This window comes from Synechococcus sp. CS-1332 (genome assembly GCF_025127995.1).
Taxonomy (GTDB): Bacteria; Cyanobacteriota; Cyanobacteriia; order PCC-6307; family Cyanobiaceae; genus Cyanobium.
The window spans coordinates 95,777-115,212 of the sequence record NZ_JAHLYP010000019.1; the positions used below are offsets into that span (position 1 = coordinate 95,777).

Annotated in this window: 9 protein-coding genes; 5 read left to right on the forward strand and 4 right to left on the reverse strand. The window is 65.3% G+C overall.

The window, feature by feature from the left end:
• Positions 1–84: 84 nt before the first annotated feature.
• Entirely contained in the window at positions 85–657 is a 573-nt protein-coding gene (locus KQ305_RS04170; protein WP_259724168.1) for an isoprenylcysteine carboxylmethyltransferase family protein, read from the reverse strand.
• 18 nt (positions 658–675) lie between these two features.
• Positions 676–1,290: a triacylglycerol lipase gene (locus KQ305_RS04175; RefSeq protein ID WP_259724169.1), complete on the reverse strand. Its 615-nt coding sequence runs from the start codon at positions 1,288–1,290 to the stop codon at positions 676–678.
• A gap of 727 nt (positions 1,291–2,017) precedes the next feature.
• Between KQ305_RS04175 and KQ305_RS04180 the strand changes: the two genes are divergently transcribed.
• On the forward strand, positions 2,018–2,533 hold the full coding sequence (locus tag KQ305_RS04180; protein ID WP_259724170.1) for a hypothetical protein: 516 nt from the start codon (positions 2,018–2,020) through the stop codon (positions 2,531–2,533).
• 22 nt (positions 2,534–2,555) lie between these two features.
• Here the strand turns inward: KQ305_RS04180 and KQ305_RS04185 are convergent, their stop codons facing one another.
• Positions 2,556–3,149 carry a MarC family protein gene (locus KQ305_RS04185; RefSeq protein ID WP_259724171.1) on the reverse strand — a complete coding sequence of 198 codons (594 nt, stop codon included), beginning with the start codon at positions 3,147–3,149 and terminating at the stop codon, positions 2,556–2,558.
• Positions 3,150–3,300: 151 nt separating this feature from the next.
• Between KQ305_RS04185 and KQ305_RS04190 the strand changes: the two genes are divergently transcribed.
• Positions 3,301–3,918: a hypothetical protein gene (locus KQ305_RS04190; RefSeq protein ID WP_259724172.1), complete on the forward strand. Its 618-nt coding sequence runs from the start codon at positions 3,301–3,303 to the stop codon at positions 3,916–3,918.
• Here KQ305_RS04190 and KQ305_RS04195 read toward each other — a convergent pair.
• Positions 3,909–4,742, reverse strand: a complete 834-nt coding sequence (locus tag KQ305_RS04195) for a lysophospholipid acyltransferase family protein (RefSeq protein ID WP_259724173.1) — start codon at positions 4,740–4,742, stop codon at positions 3,909–3,911. The two genes, KQ305_RS04190 and KQ305_RS04195, sit on opposite strands and share 10 nt — an antisense overlap.
• 119 nt (positions 4,743–4,861) lie before the next feature.
• On the opposite strand from KQ305_RS04195, the gene KQ305_RS04200 reads away from it, so the two are divergent.
• The 3 genes from KQ305_RS04200 (at position 4,862) to KQ305_RS04210 (ending at position 19,371) form a co-directional block, all read left to right on the forward strand.
• The gene (locus KQ305_RS04200; RefSeq protein ID WP_259724174.1) at positions 4,862–5,320 is read left to right on the forward strand and encodes a thiol-disulfide oxidoreductase DCC family protein; all 459 of its coding nucleotides are present in this window, start codon (positions 4,862–4,864) and stop codon (positions 5,318–5,320) included.
• Positions 5,321–6,074: 754 nt separating this feature from the next.
• Positions 6,075–18,332: an ExeM/NucH family extracellular endonuclease gene (locus KQ305_RS04205; RefSeq protein WP_259724175.1), complete on the forward strand. Its 12,258-nt coding sequence runs from the start codon at positions 6,075–6,077 to the stop codon at positions 18,330–18,332.
• Between the two features lie 394 nt (positions 18,333–18,726).
• Positions 18,727–19,371, forward strand: a complete 645-nt coding sequence (locus KQ305_RS04210) for a Crp/Fnr family transcriptional regulator (protein WP_259724176.1) — start codon at positions 18,727–18,729, stop codon at positions 19,369–19,371.
• Positions 19,372–19,436 lie beyond the last annotated feature (65 nt).

A 19,436-nucleotide genomic window follows, 5' to 3' on the forward strand; every position in this document is an offset into this window, starting at 1 on the left:
AGCAGGGCCATGGGCAGGGCAGGACGCATCTGAATCGGTTCTAAACGGCCCTGCCGGGGAGAGCACCCCCTGGCTGGCCTGAGCTCAGGCCGAACGCCAGTCGAGCCAGGGCAAGCCCGGAAGGATCGCCGGGGTCGTGGCGCGGTAGGCGACATACTCCGGATGGAAGCTGCAAAGGCGGTCTTCCTCGCGGCGTGCCTTGAATCCCAGCACCACGACCAGTCCCACCAGCAGGGCCAGATGCAGAAGACTGCCCAAGGCCACGCTGACGCCCAGCGAGCAGAGGATCAGCGACTGGTAGAGCGGATGGCGGCAGCGGCCGTAGGCGCCTGTGGTGACCAGGGCGGCCTCGGGCATGGGTTCGGGCAGGGGGCTGAGGCTGGCGCCCAGATTCAGGGCACCCTGGCCGGCCAGCACCAGACCCAGGGCGAACAGCGCCAGACCCCCGAGGCGCAGCGCCAGCGGCCAGTGCAGACCCAGTGAGACGGGGGATGGGGTGGCCGGCAGCAGATGGGCCAGGATCAGGGCCATCTGGGCGATCAGCCACCATTCACCACGGCGGTTATCGCGCAAGCCAGCCCAGGAGAAGCCCCAGGCGCTCAGCTTCTCGGCCAGGGCATTCGGCATGGTGAGCTTGCAGTTCAGCTTCCACTCCATGCTGGGCCGGAATCGGCGTCAGGCGCGCAGCAAGTCCTCCACCACCGCATCAAGAGCCGCCGGGTGGCGCAGCAGCTGCTGGTGGCTCCAGACCGGCAGCATCCGCTGTGGCCCGATCGGCAGCACGCCGTGCCAGCCCGGCACCACCATCAGGTCGAGGGCCGTGCCGTAGCTGCTGCATTCGATCCCCTTAAGGGGAGTGAGGTCAGCGTTGAGCTGGCGCAGCAGCGCACTGCCCAACTTGAGATCGGCGATTCCGGCCAGCGGCAGGCGAGGCCAGGGCTGGGCCACCAGGGTGCCCTGCTGGGGACTGCCGAGGCTGAGGAAACGGCGGGTGCGGGCATGACCGCCCATGAGCTGGATCCAGGTGCGGGCGATGACGCCGCCCATGGAAAACCCGAGGATGTCGATCGGCTCGCTGACCCCGAAGGCTGCCTCGATCTGGGCGGCGAGTCGCTGGGCCGAGGTCTGGATCGGCGCGATGCCGAAGCGCAGGGGCAGCGAGGGCAGCAACAGTGGCTGACGTCTGCCGGCCAGGCGGCGCTCCAGGCGTTCAAACACCCTGGGCGTGTCAAACAGCCCATGAACCAGCACCAGCGGCGGCCGAGCGCAAGGTTCCCGGCCTGAAAACATGGCGGCTGCAAGAGGCTGGTCTTCCATCCTGCGATGGATCGAATCCGGGGATTCAAACCCGTTCCATTGATGGAACCAGTTTTGGATGCCACTGGCAGCACGGCTGAAGCCAGGGGTGCCTGTCAGCGGCGGACAGGATCCTGGGAAACGCTCTTTCGTCCTTGGCTGGAGGTGGACGCGACCTTGGTCTGGACTGTCAGAGGGCCTTCTCGCAGGACTCCACGCTGACGCAATCAAATGGTGAATATCAACTACGGCGCTGAGCGAGCAGCTCTACTTCGTCAGGGGGGAGATGGTGCCACCAAAGGATGGGCTGGTGGTGGTGATGGTCTGGGAAGGCGCTGTGATGCCCGCAGAGGAGTCTGCCTTGGAATCCGGGAAAGGAATCACAAGCATCGAAACCAGAAAAGCGGCTCCGCTGATGGTGGCCACTGCCAGCTGGGCTACCGGGCTTACGGGATCCATGGCCGTCGTTTCACTACCCCTTAAGAATACACCAAGTCATCGCTCATGGCTACGGACATCGCTGCGATGCTGCTGCAGCCGTGCCGCGGCCGATCAGACGGGTCAGTATTCAAACGCTGACAGGGCTTTGGGGGGTTGACGAACCGCCCACCTCCAGCTCCGGGGCCGCCATCGTGGTCACCCCCTACCCAACGCACAAACCGCAGATAGGCTGAGAAAGAGAGGAATTTTTGGATGAACCGCCTCAGATGATCCCCCCCAGATGAACCGCTACGACGCGCTGGCGGAACGATGGCGAGTTCAGAGCAGCAGGAACGACGAGCTTCAGGAAGTCCTCCGCACCCATTCCTATCTTTTGCTCACCGAGCTGGCGTCGGAGCTGGGAGTGGAAGCGAAAACCTGGAAAGAGCAGAAGAATCCCTTCCACCGCCGCTACGTGGAATACCGGCTCTCCCCCTTTCCCGACGCGGAAGGGGAGACCCGGATCGACCGCTACACCCCCAATGGGGAGCTGGAGTTCGGCATCGTGCTCACCTTCGACCACGGCGAAGCTGAGTTCCCGAAGGCCCGGTTCCTGGTGCCCCTGGCCACCCGCATGTACAGACAGCATCCCCAGTACTGCCTGTGGGATCCCCTTCAGGTGGCGCCGCTCGAAGGCTTTCTCTGGGTGGCCACCCGACCGGCCGTGATCCAGGACATCTTCAGCCTTCTGGATCGGGAGCTGGCGATCGACCCCTTTGAGGGGCCGCCGACGCCACCAAGACTCGGTTGCCTCTGATCGGGCGGAGCCCCACGGCCGTTCAAGCCAGCACCGGAAAGCATCCCCGCAGACCACTGACGAGCATCTGGACGGCGATGGCACTGAGCAGCAGACCCATCAGCCGGCTGATCACCTTCTCCTGCAACTCACCGAGCGCCTGGCGCAGCGGCATCGAAGCGATCAACAACAGATAGATCAGGATCGCCAGCAGGCCAATCACGGCGCTCAGGGCCGCCTTGCCCTGCCAGGCCGAGGGCGCATCGGCCACCACCAGGGAAATGGCGCCGGGGCCCGCCAGCAGGGGCAGGCCGATCGGCACCACGCCGGCGCTGTCTTCGGTGCCGTCCAGCGAACCATGGCTCACTTCCCGCCCATCGATCAGGCGCAGGCCAATGGGCAGCAGGATCAGCCCCCCGGCGACCCGGAAGGCGTCCAACGTGATGCCGAACAGGTCGAGCAGGGCCTGGCCCCACCAGCAGGCCGCGATCAGGGCACAGAGAAAGGTGAGCACCGCCAGGCGGCTGATCCGGCGGATGCGGACGGGATTGCCCCGACCGGCCTCCACCACAACCGGCAGCAGACCGATGGGTGAACTGATCGCGAGCAGGCCGACGGCGGTATTGATCAGGGACATGGCGGCCCCGGGGACACCGGGAAATCGGTGACCATCATCGGAGCGGCACCCGCAGCAGCGCTCCGGACACATCCGGTCATCACCCCATGGCTTCGGCCCCATTGCAGCGGTGGCGAACGCCGATTGACTTGGCACCCCTCGCCGACGACCCATGTCCGCCCCATCGGCCCGGCTTCGACTCCGAACCGCCCAGGCCTCACCTTTGCTTTTAGCCCTGCTGCTTCCTGCCCCGGCAGCGGCCACCACATATCAGGCCCTCTGCGGCAACACCCCCTGCAGCATCAACCTCGACGCCAACGGCATCGGGGATAGGAACAGCTTCATCCCCATCGGCCGGATCGCCCGCTGGTACGCAGGCGGCCAGGAGACCTACGACAGCACCAACGGCACCGTGGGGGCCGTGGGAGGCGGCACCGCCGGGGCCATCGCCGGTGGCCTGCTGCTGGGTCCGATCGGCCTGGTGGGGGGCATGGTGGGCGGCGCCATGGCCGGATCCAAGGCCGGGAAAGCCGCTGATCTCCACTTCTCGGTGGTGGGCTACGACAGCGCCGGCGACAAAACGACGCTCAACTTCCGCTTCGTCAATCCCAGACCCGCCAATCAGCTGAAGCAGGAACTGGCGGTACTGACAGGTCTGGCCATGGGAAAAACGCGTTCCCTGGCGGATCTGCAGCGCGACCGGGATGGCCTGCCGCAGCGCCTTGGTGGTGGACCGTCGCCCCAGTCGATCCCCTCCCAGTCGTACGTGGCCCCCTCCCGTTACCGCTGAGCCTCGACGGCCAACCGATCCAGAGACTCCTGCATGTTGGCCGTCACTCGCTGATAGCACTGCTGCACATAGGCCCGGTCGCGGCTGGCGGCATGGCCGCTGCGCTCAAAGCGGATCGGCGAGCACACGCGCGTGCGGATCCTCACCGGCAGGGGCAGGTTGAGCAGCGGCCCCAGGGCCAACCCCCAGGGAAGGCCCAGGTAGAGGGGCATCACCTCAGGGTCGATGCCAAAGAGCCAGGGCATGCCCCGCTCGTGCAGGGCCCGGAACTGGGGATAGAAATCCTCAAGCACCACCAGGGTGTCGTGGGCGCCCCAGGAAATCAGCGGGACGATCGGCAGGCCATGCCAGATCGCCAGGCGCAGGAAGCCGGTGCGGCCGGCGAAGTGGATGCGGCCCCGGTCCCGGTGGGGGCGGAAGGTGTCCTGCCCGCCACCGGGATACACCAGCAGGCTGTGGCCTTCTTCCAGGGCCGCCAGGGCCAGCCGGGGGTGGTACGGAATGGCACCGGTGCGGGAGGCCAGATCCGCCAGCGGCGGGTAGCCCAGCCAGACCTTGGGATGCGCCAGCCCCAGCACCCGGCGCTCCAGGCCGAAACGGCGGAACCAGTCGTACATGACCATGTGCATGTCGGGCGCCGCCAGTCCGCCGTTGTGGGTGCCCACAAACAGCACCGGATCAGTGGCGGGAATGTGCTCCCAGCCATCGGAAACAACGCGGAAGTAGTGGTGGTAGAGCCAACCCCAGAAGGGCATCAGCCGCTGGATCAACTCCGGATCCCGGCGTTGCCAGCGTTTCAGCGCGGCCTGGCGGGACACGGGCATGGGCGACAGGAGAGAGGGCTGGAGTCTGGCGACCCAGCGGGCCCGACCCGCGGGCTGCCCTTTCTAGGGTTGATCGGTGACTGCAGCCCGTTGCTGCATCCGGTTCCTGCCGTCGCCCCATGGCCGAGCTCACCCTGCTGTTTGATGGCGGCTGCCCCCTGTGCCTGCGGGAGGTGCGGATCCTGCGCCGCCGCGATGCGGAGCGGGGGTGTCTGGCCTTCGTGAATGTGGACGACCCCGCCTATGACCCGGCGCGCCATGGAGGTATCACCTACGCCGACGCCATGGGCCGCATGCACGCCCTGCGCGCCGACGGTGCCGTGATCCAGGATGTGGAGGTGTTCCGCCAGGCCTATGGGCTGGTGGGTCTCGGCTGGCTCTACGCCCCCACCCGATGGCCCCTGCTGCGGCCGATGGTGGATGCCCTCTACGGACTCTGGGCCCGCTGGCGGCTGGCCATCACTGGCCGGCCGGCCATGGAGGTCCTCTGCCAGGGCCGGTGCCAGACCACGCCCGGGCCTCAGGCGCAGGCTTCAGGGAACTGTGAAGCTCCGCATCCGGGTCCGTGGCGGTCGTGACGACTGAGGCGAAGCTGCCGGGCCGGGCCTTCGGCAAGCCGGCCTGTAACGGCATCATCGGGGCATCGGCCCCAGCCAGCGCCTCGCAACCGATCTGGGGACAGCTGCTGTTGGCCTTGGGGTCACCCCGCTGACAGGCCGCACGCTGCTCTGACCCTGACCGGGCTGGATCGCGCGGCGTCCCCCTGGAAGCCAGAGGCTGTCGCTCACGCTGACGCCGGAGGGTGAGCGGCGGGAAGTCGGCTCGCACTGGATCCTGCTCTGCCGGAGGCTGCAACGGCAACGTCCCAACCAAGGGTTCTGTCAGATGCAAAAACCCACGGGCAGCAGGTGCGGGAGCCGGGTCCGATGGGCACGGCGCCAAAGGCCCACCGCAACGGAGCCCATCATCCTGGACACCTGAAAGGTTATGGATGAATGAAGAGTCAATGATCGGCAAATTATCAACTCATCAAGATGGCCCATAGGGACTTCATGTCCTGAAGGTATAGATCAACACGGATCGCCGTGATGCAGGGCACGGGACGACAAAGAGTGAAAGATAGATTAAACACGAGCCGCCAGATAAGTGAATTTCACCAAGTAAAAACTTGAGTTCTCTCTCAGGAAGTTCATTCCTCCAGCCAACGAACAGAAGAAAGAGTTCGCTCAAAAAGCAATACGGCTTGATTCCCATTGATTGCGGCAACTCAATGCCGCAACTCCATGACCTTTTTTGAAATCCAAAGCGGTCAACCCGAATTGCGTCCTTTTCATGGCTATTGATTTCGCCGGCTCATACGCCCAGGACTTCGACACCCTTCCAACCACGACCCAGGCCTGGCAGGACGATGTGACGCTCACCGGCTGGTTCACCAGCCGAACCGGAACAGGCGGCACCATTGTTCCTGCCACCGGATCATCCAACGCAGGAGGTCTCTACAGCTTCGGGGCCAGTGGCTCGACGGAACGCGCGCTGGGTTCCCTGGGTTCGGGAAACGCCGCGGTGGGCAACGTCAGCTGGGGCGTCTCCTTCCGCAACCAGACAGGCGCTGCCCTCTCCACCCTGTACATCGAGTATGTGGGTGAACAGTGGCGCTACAGCGGAACCGCTGCCGCCCAGACCGTCGACGTTGCCTATGGGACGTCAACCCAGCCCGGGATCTGGCTGAATGCCGACAGCCTGGACTTCACCAGCCCAATCATCAGCGGCAGCGCCGGCGCCCTTGATGGCAACGCCGTTGCCAACCGCATCTTGATGTCAGGCTCTCTCACGAATCTGGCCCTGCAACCGGGAGACACCCTTCAGATTCGCTGGACAGACCCGGACCATCCCGGCAGTGACCATGGCCTTGCCATCGACGACTTCAAAGTGTCGGTGACGCCCTTTGGCAGCCCCAGCCCAGCCGGCCTGACGCTTCTGCAAAGCAGTGGCTCCACAGGCGTCGTCGAAGGGGGCAATGGCGACGACGTCTCGGTACGGCTGGATCGCCAGCCCACGGCCGATGTGACAGTAACGCTGGCCGAGCCGGCCGGAAACAGCCAATTGGCGCTGCAACCTACCCAGCTGGTCTTCACGTCCGCCAACTGGTCGATTCCCCAGACGATCACGCTGAGCGCCGTCGATGACACCGCCGTCGAGGGAAATCACGCCTCCAGCCTGCAGTTCACCCTGGTCAGCACCGACCCCGCCTACAACGGCCTCGTGGTGACGCCGCTGCCGGTGGCCATCAGCGACAACGATGGGGCCATCACCCGGATCCATTCGATCCAGGGCAGTTCCGCCAGCTTCAACCCCGCCTTCGCAGGACTTCAGACCATCGAAGGGGTGGTGGTCGGCGCCTTTCCGGGGGCCAACGGACTGAACGGCTTCTTCGTGCAGGAGGAGGACGCCGATGCCGATGCCGATCCCCTCACCTCTGAGGGAATTTTCGTCTTCGATCCCAGTGGGCGCTTTGGCGGTTCGGTCGGCAGCAAAGTGCGCGTCACCGGGGATGTGAGGGAATTCACCAGCGGCAGTTCGGGCATCGCCGGGCCCTACAGCAGCAGCCTCACCCAGCTGTACGACCCCAGCCTGATTCTCGATCTGGGGACGGTGGCCCTGCCCGCCGCCGTCAGCGTCGCGCTGCCAGTGGCCGATGTGACGCTGCTGGAACGTTTTGAAGGCATGCGCGTTCAGGTGAGCGCCTCGACCGGAGAGCTCATCGTCACCGACACCTTCAAGCTGGGCCGGTTCGGTCAGGTGGGGCTTTCGGCCGGCGAACGGCTCGGCCAGTTCACCCAGATCAATGCCCCGAGTGTCAGCGGCTACGCCGATTACCTCGCCGACCTGTTGACGAAGTCCATCATTTTGGATGACGGCAGCAGCCGGCAGAATCCCGATCCTGTCCTCCACTCCCGCGGCGGTCAGCCCCTCAGTGCCGTCAACACCCTGCGAGGGGGGGATTCCATCGGCAGCATCACGGGCGTTCTGGATGAGCGTTTCGAGGGCTACCGGGTCCAGACCCTCACCCCAGCCGCCTTCTCCTCCACCAATCCCCGTCCGTCGGCGCCACCTGCGGTGGGCGGTGATCTGAAGGTTGGCACCTTCAACGTGCTCAATTTCTTCAGCGACCTCGACACCAATGCGGTGGTCAGCATTCCAGGGGGCGTCAGCTTCGAGCCCCGCGGTGCCAACAGTGCCCTCGAACTGAGCCGTCAGCGCCAGAAACTGATCACCGCCATTCTCGGCCTGGACGCCGATGTGCTCGGCCTGGTCGAGATTGAGAATGACGGACCCGCCACACTCACCAGCCTCGTCGATTCTCTCAACGCCGTCGCCGGGGCTGGAACCTATGCCTTCGTCGATGATTCGAGCCTGATCGATGACCCCAACCCTGCGCTTAATGCGGTGGGTACCGACGCGATCAAGGTGGCGATTCTGTACAAGCCGGGAGCCTTGTTGCCATCCGGTGCCGCCCGCAGCTTTGCGGAATCCGATCCCGTCAACCCGATCTTCGACCGCCCCCCCGTAGCCCAGACCTTCGAAACCCCAACCGGAGGTCGTTTCACCATGGTGGTGAACCATTTCAAATCGAAAGGGTCTTCAGCTGGACGGCTTGGCGATGCCGATCAGGGGGATGGTCAGGGCCTGTCCAATGCCACCCGTGTGGCCCAGTCCCAGGCGCTGCTCGACTTCGTCGACGACCTGCGAAACAGCAGCGGAGACACGGACGTCCTTGTATTGGGTGATCTCAATGCCTATGGCCGGGAAGACCCCATCACCACCCTCACAAATGGGGGGTTCGTCAATCTCTTTGACGACGATTCCTACTCCTACCAGTTCAATGGACAGTGGGGATCTCTGGATCATGCCCTGGCGACCGCAAGCCTGTCAGCCCAGGTAACCGGAGCCACCAAATGGCACATCAACTCTGATGAGCCCGTGGTGCTCGACTACAACACAGAGTTTAAATCTTCAGCGCAGATCAACAGCTTCTTCAACGCAGATCCGTTCCGGACCTCCGACCACGACCCCCTCCTCATCGGCCTCGCCCTCACCCCCACCACCCCCAATCCCATGATCACCAGCGGCACCTCCTTCGCCATCAACGAAGCCAACAGCAACGGCCTCACCGGCCCTTCGAGTTCGGCGACGCCCTACATCACCTCCAGCAATCCCCAGGTGCAGTTCACCGCGTTGTTCACCGTGGGGGATGAGGTGAATGGCTACCGCATGGTGGGCATTCCCGATGGGATGGGTGCCTTCGACAACGGAGACGGCAGCTTCACGCTGTTGATGAACCACGAGCTGGCCAACGAACGGGGGATCGCCCGCGCCCACGGTCAGGCCGGGGCCTTCGTGTCGCGCTGGGTGATCGACAAGGCCAGCCTGGAGGTGGTCAGCATCCAGGACTTCCTGCCCAACGGCACCAGCATCTACCTCAGCAACAACGATCCCGGCGCGGGCACGGCCCACAGTGCCTATCTGGCTGCCGCCACCACGGTGATCTCCCGCCTGTGTTCGGCGGATCTGGCTCCCGTCAGCGCCTACCAGTACACCGACCCGGTCAGCGGCACGGTCTACGGCACCGATGCCCGCCTGTTCCAGAGCGGTGAGGAATCGGGCGGTTCGGTCACGGGCGTGGGCCCCGAAGCCACGACCCTGTTCGGCCGCCAGTTCGTCTTCGTGGCCACCGACGACGCCAACACCCCCCTCAATGAAAACGGCACCGCCTGGGAACTCCCCCATGGCGGCCTGTTCGCCTGGGAGAACAACATCGCCAACCCGCTCGCCCAGCGGAAGACGATCGTGATGGGGCTCGACGACAGCAACGGCGGCCAGCTGTATCTGTGGGTGGGCAACAAACAGACCAGCGGCAACGTGGTGGAGCGGGCCGGCCTGACTCGCCAGGGTCCTGACGACAACCTCTTCGTGGTGCGAGTGCCGTCGCTGGCCACGCTGGATGGCTCGGGCGTTCCAGCTGAAACCCTCGACGGCCCCGTCGCTGGCGCCTTCAGCCTGGTGAACCTGGGCGATGTGTCGGCCCTCACCCTCAACGGCCTGGAGGCCGCCAGCGACACCGCCGGCGCCACCCAGTTCCTGCGGCCCGAGGATGGCCAGTGGGATCCGGCCAACCCGGCGGATTTCTACTTCGTCACCACAAGCCGCTACGACCAGACCAAGGATGGTGTCGGCTCCCAGGTGGGGCGCTCCCGGCTGTATCGGCTGCGCTTCAGCGACATCACCAATCCGGAAGTCGGCGGCACGATCACCGCCCTTCTGGATGGTACCGAAGCCGGCAACATGTTCGACAACTTCACCATTGCCGGCGGCAAGGTGATCCTTCAGGAGGATGTCGGCAACCAGCAGCATCTCGGCAAGATCTGGAGTTATGACATCGCCGCTGACAGCCTCACCGAGCTGGGCGCCCACGACCGCCAGCGCTTCGGGGATGTGGGTGTGGCTGCCGTGGCCCCCTACAACCAGGACGAGGAAAGCTCCGGTGTGATCGATGTGTCCTCGATCCTCGGGGAAGGCACCTTCCTGCTCAACGTTCAGGCCCACTATCCGATCCCCGGTGAGCTGGCCGAAGGCGGTCAGCTGCTGTTGATGCGCACCAATGCCATCAGCGGTCAGCCCCTGGTCACCACCGTGACCGCCACCGATCCCCAGAACGATCCCCTGACCTTCTCGATCTCCGGTGGCGCCGATGCCGCCGACTTCAGCATTGACGCAAGCACCGGCGCGCTCCGCTTCGCGCTCGCTCCCAATGCGGAGAACCCCGCCGACGCCGATGGCAACAACGTCTACCTGGTGGAGGTGAGCGTCAGCGACGGCAACTCGCCCGCGGTGAGCCAGACCCTGGAAGTCACCGTGAACCCGGTGAACGAAAGCCCCCTCAACACCACCGCTACGGCGGTGACGGTGGTAGAGAACAGCACCGCCGTCACCACCGCCAGCGGCAGCGACCCCGAGGGGGCCAGCCTGGCCTTCGCCATCAGCGGCGGCGCCGACGCGGCGCGGTTCACGATCGATCCGAATACCGGGGTGCTCCGCTTCCTGGCGGCCCCCAACTTCGAAGCCCCCACCGACAACGGGGCCAACAACTCCTACTTCGTGGGTGTCACCGTCTCCGATGGCGTCAACGCTCCGGTGAACCGCACCGTCGTGGTCAGCGTCACGGACGTCAAGGAGGCCCCCGCCCCCAGCAACGCCCTGGTGATCAAGGCGATCGGCAGCTACGCCAGCGGCAGCACCGGCGTCGCCGAGATCATCGCCCACGACCCCGCCAGCCAGAAGCTGTTCAGCCTCAACGGGGCCCTCAACCGCCTCGATGTGCTCAGCATCGCCAACCCGAATGCACCGGCGCTGGTGGGCTCGATCGATCTGTCGGCCTACGGCGCCGTGCCGAACAGCGTGGCGGTGAAAAACGGCCTGATCGCCGTGGCCATGGAGGCCAGCCCCAAGACCGAGGCCGGCAAGGTGGTCTTCTTCTCCACCGCCGGTGTCTTCCAGAGCCAGGTGAGCGTGGGGGCCCAGCCCGACATGCTCACCTTCACGCCCGACGGGCTGAAGGTGCTGGTGGCCAACGAAGGTGAGCCCAACGTGGGCGACACCATCAACCCCGAAGGCTCGATCTCGATCATCAGCCTGGCCGGTGGGGTTGCCGCCGCCAGCGTGACCACCGCGTCCTTCAGCGCCTTCAACGGCAAGGAGGCCCAGCTGCGCGGCCAGGGTGTGCGCATCAGCGCCGGCAAGAGCTTCGCGGTGGATGCCGAGCCCGAATCGATCGCCGTGTCCCCCGACGGCAGCACCGCCCGCATCACCCTGCAGGAGAACAACGCCGTCGCTGTCCTCGACCTGGCGACCAACACGATCACTGCGATCCAGGCTCTGGGGCTCAAGGACTACAGCACCGGCCTGCCCCAGGTGAAGAGCTTCGATTTCGATGCGGCGACCCTGCCGGCGATCGGCACCACCGCCACCGGCCAGACCCTCAAACTGGGCGGCTTCTCAGGACTCCATTTCGAGGGCATCGACGTCGCCACAGGCAATCTCAAGTTCATCACCAACACCGACCGCGGCCCCAACGGCGAACCCAGTGACGTGCTGCCGGCGGTGCCCGGCAACGAGCGGCCCTTCGCCCTGCCGGCCTTCTCACCGGAACTGGTGCGTTTCCAGCTCAACCAGGGCACCGGCGCCATCAGCATCACCAGCCGCATCGCCCTCAAGCGCGCCGACGGCACCCCCCTCAGCGGGCTGCCCAACCTCCAGTCGTCCGTCGCCGGCGGCGGCTTCAGCGATGAAGTGGGGGTGGACCTCAATGGCAACCAGCTGACCAACGATCCCTTCGGCGCCGATGTCGAGGGGATCGTGGTGGCCCCCGACGGCAGCTTCTGGCTCCCCGACGAGTACCGCCCCGCCATCTACCACTTCGATGCCAGCGGCAAGCTGATCGAACGCTTCATCCCCACCGGCACCGCTGCTGGGGCCGGCCAGCCCGCCGGCACGTTCGGAACCGAAGCCCTTCCCTCGGTCTACGGCCAGTTCCGCCGGGCCAACCGGGGCTTCGAGGCCATCGCCATGGAAGGCGACAAGATCTACGCCTTCATCCAGACCAACCTCGACAACCCCGGCACCGGGGTGCGCAACAACGGGGTGATCAGGATCCTCGAGTTCAACAGCGTCACCAAGCAGGTGAGCGGCGAATTCGTCTACGTGATGCGTGACACCAGCGCCGGAGGGAACGCCAAGACCGACAAGATTGGCGATGCGGTGGCGCTGGGAGGGGGCCGCTTCCTGGTGGTGGAGCGGGACGATCGCACCGGGACCGATTCCAACAAGCTGATCTACGAGATCAACCTCAAAGGGGCCACCAATGTGCTGGGCACGCCGCTCGCCACCGCCACCAGCGGCACCACCCTGGAGAGCCTCAACCCTGCGGCACTGGCCGCCAACAGCATCAGGGCCGTCGACAAGCGCCTGGTGGTGAATGCCGCCGCCATCGGTTACACCGGCATCAGCAAACTGGAGGGGCTGGCGCTGGTCGATGCCGACACCATCGCCCTGATCAACGACAACGACTTCCAGCTGGCCGGCACGATCGCCGGCAACGGCTCGGCCCCGCTCAACCCGACTCCCGAACCGATCCGCCTGGGCCTGATCGATTTCAACCTCAGCAACGGGCTGGACGCCAGTGACCGCGACGTCGACGGCAGCTCCGGGGCCGGCGGCAAGATCAGCGTCAAGCCCCAGCCCGTCTTCGGCATGGCCATGCCCGACGGCATCGCCGCCTACACGGTGGGAGGCAAGAAATACTTCATCACCGCCAACGAAGGCGACGACCGCGACGACTTCATCAACCCCGATGAAACCATCCGGGTGGGGTCCAGCAGCTACGTGCTCGATCCCACCAGCTTCCCGAATGCCGCGGCCCTCAAGAACAACGCCCTCCTGGGACGGCTCACCGTCTCGGCCATCGACGGCGACATCGACGGGGATGGCGACATCGATCGCATCCAGGCCTACGGCGCCCGCTCCTTCACGATCTGGGACGAGGCCGGTAACCGCGTGTTCGACAGTGGCGACGCCCTTGAGCTGATCACCGCAGCCCAGGTGCCGGCCCTGTTCAACAGCGACGGTGTCGCCGGCAGCTTCGACACCCGCTCCGACAACAAGGGGCCGGAGCCCGAAGGTGTGGCGATCGGCGAGATCAACGGCCGCCTCTATGCCTTCGTGGGTCTGGAGCGTGTGGGTGGCTTCATCACCTACGACGTCACCGATCCCATCAAGCCGGTGTTCGTGACTTACACCAACCCGGCTGCCAACGCTGCCGGAACCCCAGGCCAGACCGATCGCGCCCCCGAGGGGATCGCCTTCATCAACGCCGCCGACAGCCCCTCGGGCCAGCCACTGGTGGTGACGGGCAACGAGGTCAGCGGCACCACCACTCTGTACAGCGTCACGATCCCAGCGGCCTACACCCTGCAGCTGCTGAGCTACTACGGCGAGAGCGGCCTGCTGGGCGTCCAGACCGCCCCGATCCTGGGGGCCCTGATCGACAAGTTCGACGACCAGTACGCCAACACCCTCAAGCTCGGGGAGGGCGACACCTTCATTCCCGGCCCCTGGCTGATTGGTGGGGCCGACCCGAGCCTGAGTGCGGTCCCCGGCATCGGCTCCACCGCCCTCGCTCGGCCGGACATCGCCATCTTCAACGCCTTCGGCACCGACGTCTCGGCCCTGGGTAACCACGAATTCGACCTGGGCTCTCCGGTCCTGCAGGGCGCCTTCGCCGCCAGCGGCGCCTGGGGCGGCGCCCAGTTCCCCTTCATCACCGCCAACCTCAACTTCGCCGCCGACAATTCCCTGCGTGGGCTCGCCGATGCCACCATCGGCGGCAGCGCCGCCAACGCCTTCGCGGGCCAGGAGGCCAGCGCGATCAAGGGCAAGATCGCGCCCTACACCGTCGTCACCGAGGGCGGCGAATCGATCGGCATCGTCGGTGCCACCACCTTCGACCTGCTGAGCAAGAGCTCCCCCAACGGCACCGTGCCGAAGGACGACGCCGATCCCTCCACCAGTGATCTCCAGGAAGTGGCCGTCTACGTGCAGGCCGCCGTCGATGCGCTCCGCGCCCGGGGCATCAACAAGATCGTGATGGTCGATCAGCTCGACACCCTCGATCGCAACAAGGCCCTCGCCCCCCTGCTTCGGGGCGTCGATGTGATGGTCGCCGGCGGCGGCCACGAGCGCCTCGGTGATGCCAACGACGTACCCGTGGCCTTCAACGGCCACGATGCCGACTTCATCCCCACCGATCGCTTCCCGATCGTGACAGCCGGGGCCGACGGCAAGCCCACCCTGATCATCACCACCGACACCGAGTTCACCTATCTGGGCCGGCTGGTGGTCGACTTCGACGCCAATGGCGAGATCATCCTCTCCAACCTGAATTCCGTCATCAACGGGGCCTACGCCGCCACCGAGGCCAGCCTCCAGACCGCCTACGGCACCACCCAAAGCGCCGCCGAGATCATCGCCGGCAGCGTCATCGGCACCAAGGTGAAGGCCATCAGCGACGCCATCAACAACGTCATCGTCTCCAAGGACGGAACGATCTTCGGCTACACCGACGTCTACCTGGAAGGGGATCGCGTCTTCGGCCGCACCCAGGAAGTCAACCTCGGTGACATCACCGCCGACGCCAACCTCGCCAAGGCCCAGGCCGCCCTGGGGGCCGGTGCCATCCTCGCCTCCCTGAAAAATGGCGGCGGCATCCGCGCCTCGATCGGTTCGGTCGGTGAATCCGGCGAGAAGCTTCCCCCCGCCGCTTCCTCAGTGAAGCCCTTCGGCGCCATCTCCCAGCTCGACATCGAGAACGCCCTGCGCTTCGACAACAAGCTGATGGTGTTCGACGCCACGCCCCAGCAACTGCTCAACATCCTCGAGTTCGCCGCCGGCCTCTCCTCGGGCCCGGCCCAGCAGAATGGCGGCTATGCCCAGGTGGGCGGCGTCCACTTCTCCTACGACCCCACCCGACCCGCCGGTCAGAAGCTCCAGGACGTCGCCATCTACGACGAAAGCGGCAACCTGTTGGCCAGGATCGCCGACAACGGCCAGCTCCTGACCGGCGCGCCGTCCACCATCAGCGTCGTCACCCTCAACTTCACCGCCAACGGCGGCGACAGCTATCCGATCAAGGCCAACGGCGCCAACTTCCGCTACCTGCTCGCCAACGGCACCCTTTCGGCTCCGGTGGACGAAAGCCTTGATTTCACCGCCGCCAGTACCTTCACCAGCCTCGGCCTCAGCAACGCGGATCTCCTCGGCGAGCAGAAAGCCTTCCAGGACTTCCTCCTGGCCAACCACGCCACGCCGGAAACCGCCTTCGCCACGACGGACACCCCCGCCTCCCTCGACCGCCGCATCCAGAACCTGCAGCTCAAGCCCCAGGACACCGTGCTGAGCCTGGACACCCTGCCCAACGGCGTGGCCAGCGGCGATGTGGACCAGGATTCGGTGGTGCTCTGGACCCGCAGCACGGCCCTGGGCCAGGTCAAGTTCGAATACAGCACCACGGCCGATTTCGCCCAGATCGCCGGCAGCGCAACCGCCAGCGTCACCAATCCAAACCAGCCGGTGAAGGTGGAGATCAGCGGGCTCAGCGCCGGCACCGACTACTTCTATCGGGTCACCGATGCCGCCGGCTCAGTGGCGAAGGGACGCTTCGAAACCGCCGCAGCGGCAGGACATTTCACCGGCCTGCGCTTCGGCATCAGCGGCGACTGGCGCGGGGAGCTGGCGCCATACCCCTCCATCGGCAACGCCGCCGGCAAAGACCTCGACTTCTTCGTGGCCCTGGGGGACACCATCTATGGCGATGTCGGATCCAATGCGGTGCTCAATCCCGATGGCAGCCGCAAGAGCCAGGCCACAACACTCGATGAGTTCAGGGCCAAGCACGACGAGGTCTACAGCGTGCGCTATGGCGTCAACAGCTTCGAAGACCTCAGGGGCAGCACCGCCATCTACGCCACCATCGACGACCACGAGGTCACCAATGACTTCGCCGGTGGTGCGGCGGCCGCCTCCGACCCCCGCTTCGGTACGACGCAAGGGCGGATCAATGACACCGAGCTGTTCGACAACGGCCTGACCGCCTTCCAGGAGTACAACCCGATCCGTGATGTCTTCAACGGCAGCACGGGCGATTCCCGCACCGCCGGGGAACGGGATCTCTACCGCTTCAACACCTTCGGCTCCGATGCCGCCTCGTTCCTGCTCGACACCCGCTCCTTCCGTGATCCGGAGCTGGTGGCACCGAACACGGCGAATCCCGCCGATGTGGCCCGCTTTCTGAACGAATCCCTGACCCTGGACCGGACCCTGCTGGGGGCTGATCAACTCAGCCGGGTGAAGGCCGATCTGCTGAAAGCCGATCGTGACGGCATCACCTGGAAGTTCGTGATGGTGCCCGAGCCGATTCAGGAGCTCGGCATCTACAACACAGATGCCTTCGAGGGCTACGCCAAGGAACGCAAGGAGCTGCTCAAGTTCATCGAGACCAACGGCATCCGCAACGTGGTGTTCGTGGCGGCCGACATCCACGGCACCATGGTGAACAACCTCACCTACACCGAGACGGTCGGCGGTCCCCGCGTGGCCACCGACACCTGGGAGATCACCACCGGCTCGGTGGCGTACAGCAAGCCCTTTGGCCAGACGGTGGTGGACTTCGCCACCGCCGCCTCCCTGCTGACCCCCCAGCAGAAGGCCTTCTACGACAGCCTGCCCATCCTTCCCGATACCGACGCCATCCCCAACGACAAGGACGATTTCCTCAGAAACGCCTTCCAGAGCCTTGTCATCGGCCCCGCCGGTTACGACCCCATCGGCCTGAATGCCAATCTGGCTGCCGGTTCCGGGGTGGTCGGTTCCTTCGATGTCAACGCCTCACTGATTCAGGGGGATTACGTGGCGGCCCACACCTACGGCTGGACCCAGTTCGACATCGACCAGGCCACCCAGAAGCTCACCGTCACCACCTACGGCATCGACCCCTACAGCGAAGCCGAACTGCAAGCCAACCAGGCCTCCGTACTGGCCCGGGAGCCGAGGATTGTCAGCCAGTTCACGGTGGAGGCGAACCAGGCCCCGCGGCTCGCCCTCGGCACCGACCTGATCGCCAACCCCACCGCCTTCCGCTTCGATTTCGGCAGCAACCAGCCGGCGGCGGTCGCGCTTCAGGCCCGCTTCTTCGACGCCCAGGGCCAACCGATCCCTGGAACCCAGACCCTCGCCACCGCCATCGGTCAGGCCTCCGGGCTGCCAGCCGGATTCGATGCCGACACCCAGTCGGGCGTACTCGGTGATGGCCAACGCAATGGCAGAGCGGAGTTCTTCCTGACCAACCTCTCCAGCGGTGCCACCACTCCCCTGACCCTTTCCGGTTCCGCCCAGAGCGGGTTCGTACTCGCCGGCGGTGGCTTCAACATCACAGCCAGCCTCACCCCTGAGGCCTTGGAGCCCGAGGTCTACAACACCAGCTTCGCCGTCGGCGGGGAAGAGCTGATCGGACTGGACCTCTCCGGCCTCACCAACCAGCTCACCCTCGAGGTGGAGATCTTCCGTGAAGCCGCCTACAACGGCACCCTGGGGCTCTACCTCTCCAATCGCAGCACCGGCGATGTGATCGACCCCCTCACCGGGGCCGTGGCCAGTGGCGGCAGCTGGGCTGGAAGCGAGGCGAACTACCGCCGTGCGGCGGTGGCCAACGCGCTCTGGACCGGAACGACGCCCAACAACAGCGTGGCCAGCCTCACCGCCTCGGTGACCCTCGGCCAATCTCTCAACCCCGACGACTACGTGCTGCTGCCCTTCATTCAGGTCGCCAACACCCGGCAGACCTACGTGGCGGGTGCCTCCAGGAATGCGGACAACGTCGGCCACATTCAACTGCTCGGCACCAACACCTTCGGTTTCGAGGACCTGCGCGGGGGCGGTGACGCCGACTTCGACGATCTCATCCTCCGGGTCAACAGTCTCTGAGGGTCGCTTGAGCCGACTGCCATCCCAGAAGACATCCGGTGGAGCCAAGCGTTGGCCCCACCGGATCGGGATTCCACGAGGATGTTCTCCCTAGACGTTTGATCCGTTTGATGATGGCAACCGCCCACCTGCCCAGGTAGCGGCAACCGACTGACACGGCGAAGATCACCCCAGGGCGTGGCGTCCTGGGGTGTCTTGCGTGGGGTTTTGGCCATCCCAGGAACTCGGTGAGGTTCCGATCACCGGGGCTTATCAACCGGATTGGCAATCCTGCGCTGGCGTCACACCCAACGACAGAGTCTGGTCACTAACGTTCCCGGACTCCAAGACGAGCCTCCCCCCTGGAGATCTGGGCGCCCATTACCACCATTCGTGCCATCCCATCCGCTGTGTCATGACCATCGCCATGCCCGTTCGACCGGTGCGCCTCACCCTCCGCGTCGATGATCATCTGCCGGCAGACATGAGCTGCTGGATCGACGATGGCTACGTCCGTGCCAACACCTGGAACGAGGAGGGAGAATCCATCACCCTGGGTATCTGGGGACCTGGGGAGCTGATCACACCCACCGGATCCGGGGTCATGCCGTACGAACTGATCTGTCTCACCAGGGTGGTGGTGGTGGTGGAGTGCGAACCGACTGAGAGTGAGATTCTGGGATTTCTGCGTGACCTTCATACCCAGACTGCCCATCTGTTACAGATCCATCGGGTCAGGCCCGCCGATGCCCGGCTGCTGCGCTTGCTGTACTGGATCGGCGCTCGGTTCGGCAGGATCAGCAGCAGCGGAACCACCCTCTCCCTGGAGGACATGAACCTGACCCACCGCCAGCTGGCCGACATCGCCGGCATGACAAGGGTGACCGTCACCAAATCCCTGACCCGTTTCCGCAGTCAAGGGCTTGTCGTCAAAGTCAGCGAGGCCGATCTGTTGGTACCCCACGGCGCCGGTCGCCTTCCCGTGGAATCCCTGCCTTTCCCGAGAACCCTTCGCCATGAATCACCAGCGCACCAGAACGCCGGATTCCGTACGCCTTGACCCCATTCCCTGGCGTCAGCAGTGACGCCGCATCCAGGTCCTCCAGTCCCTTGAGACCAATCAGC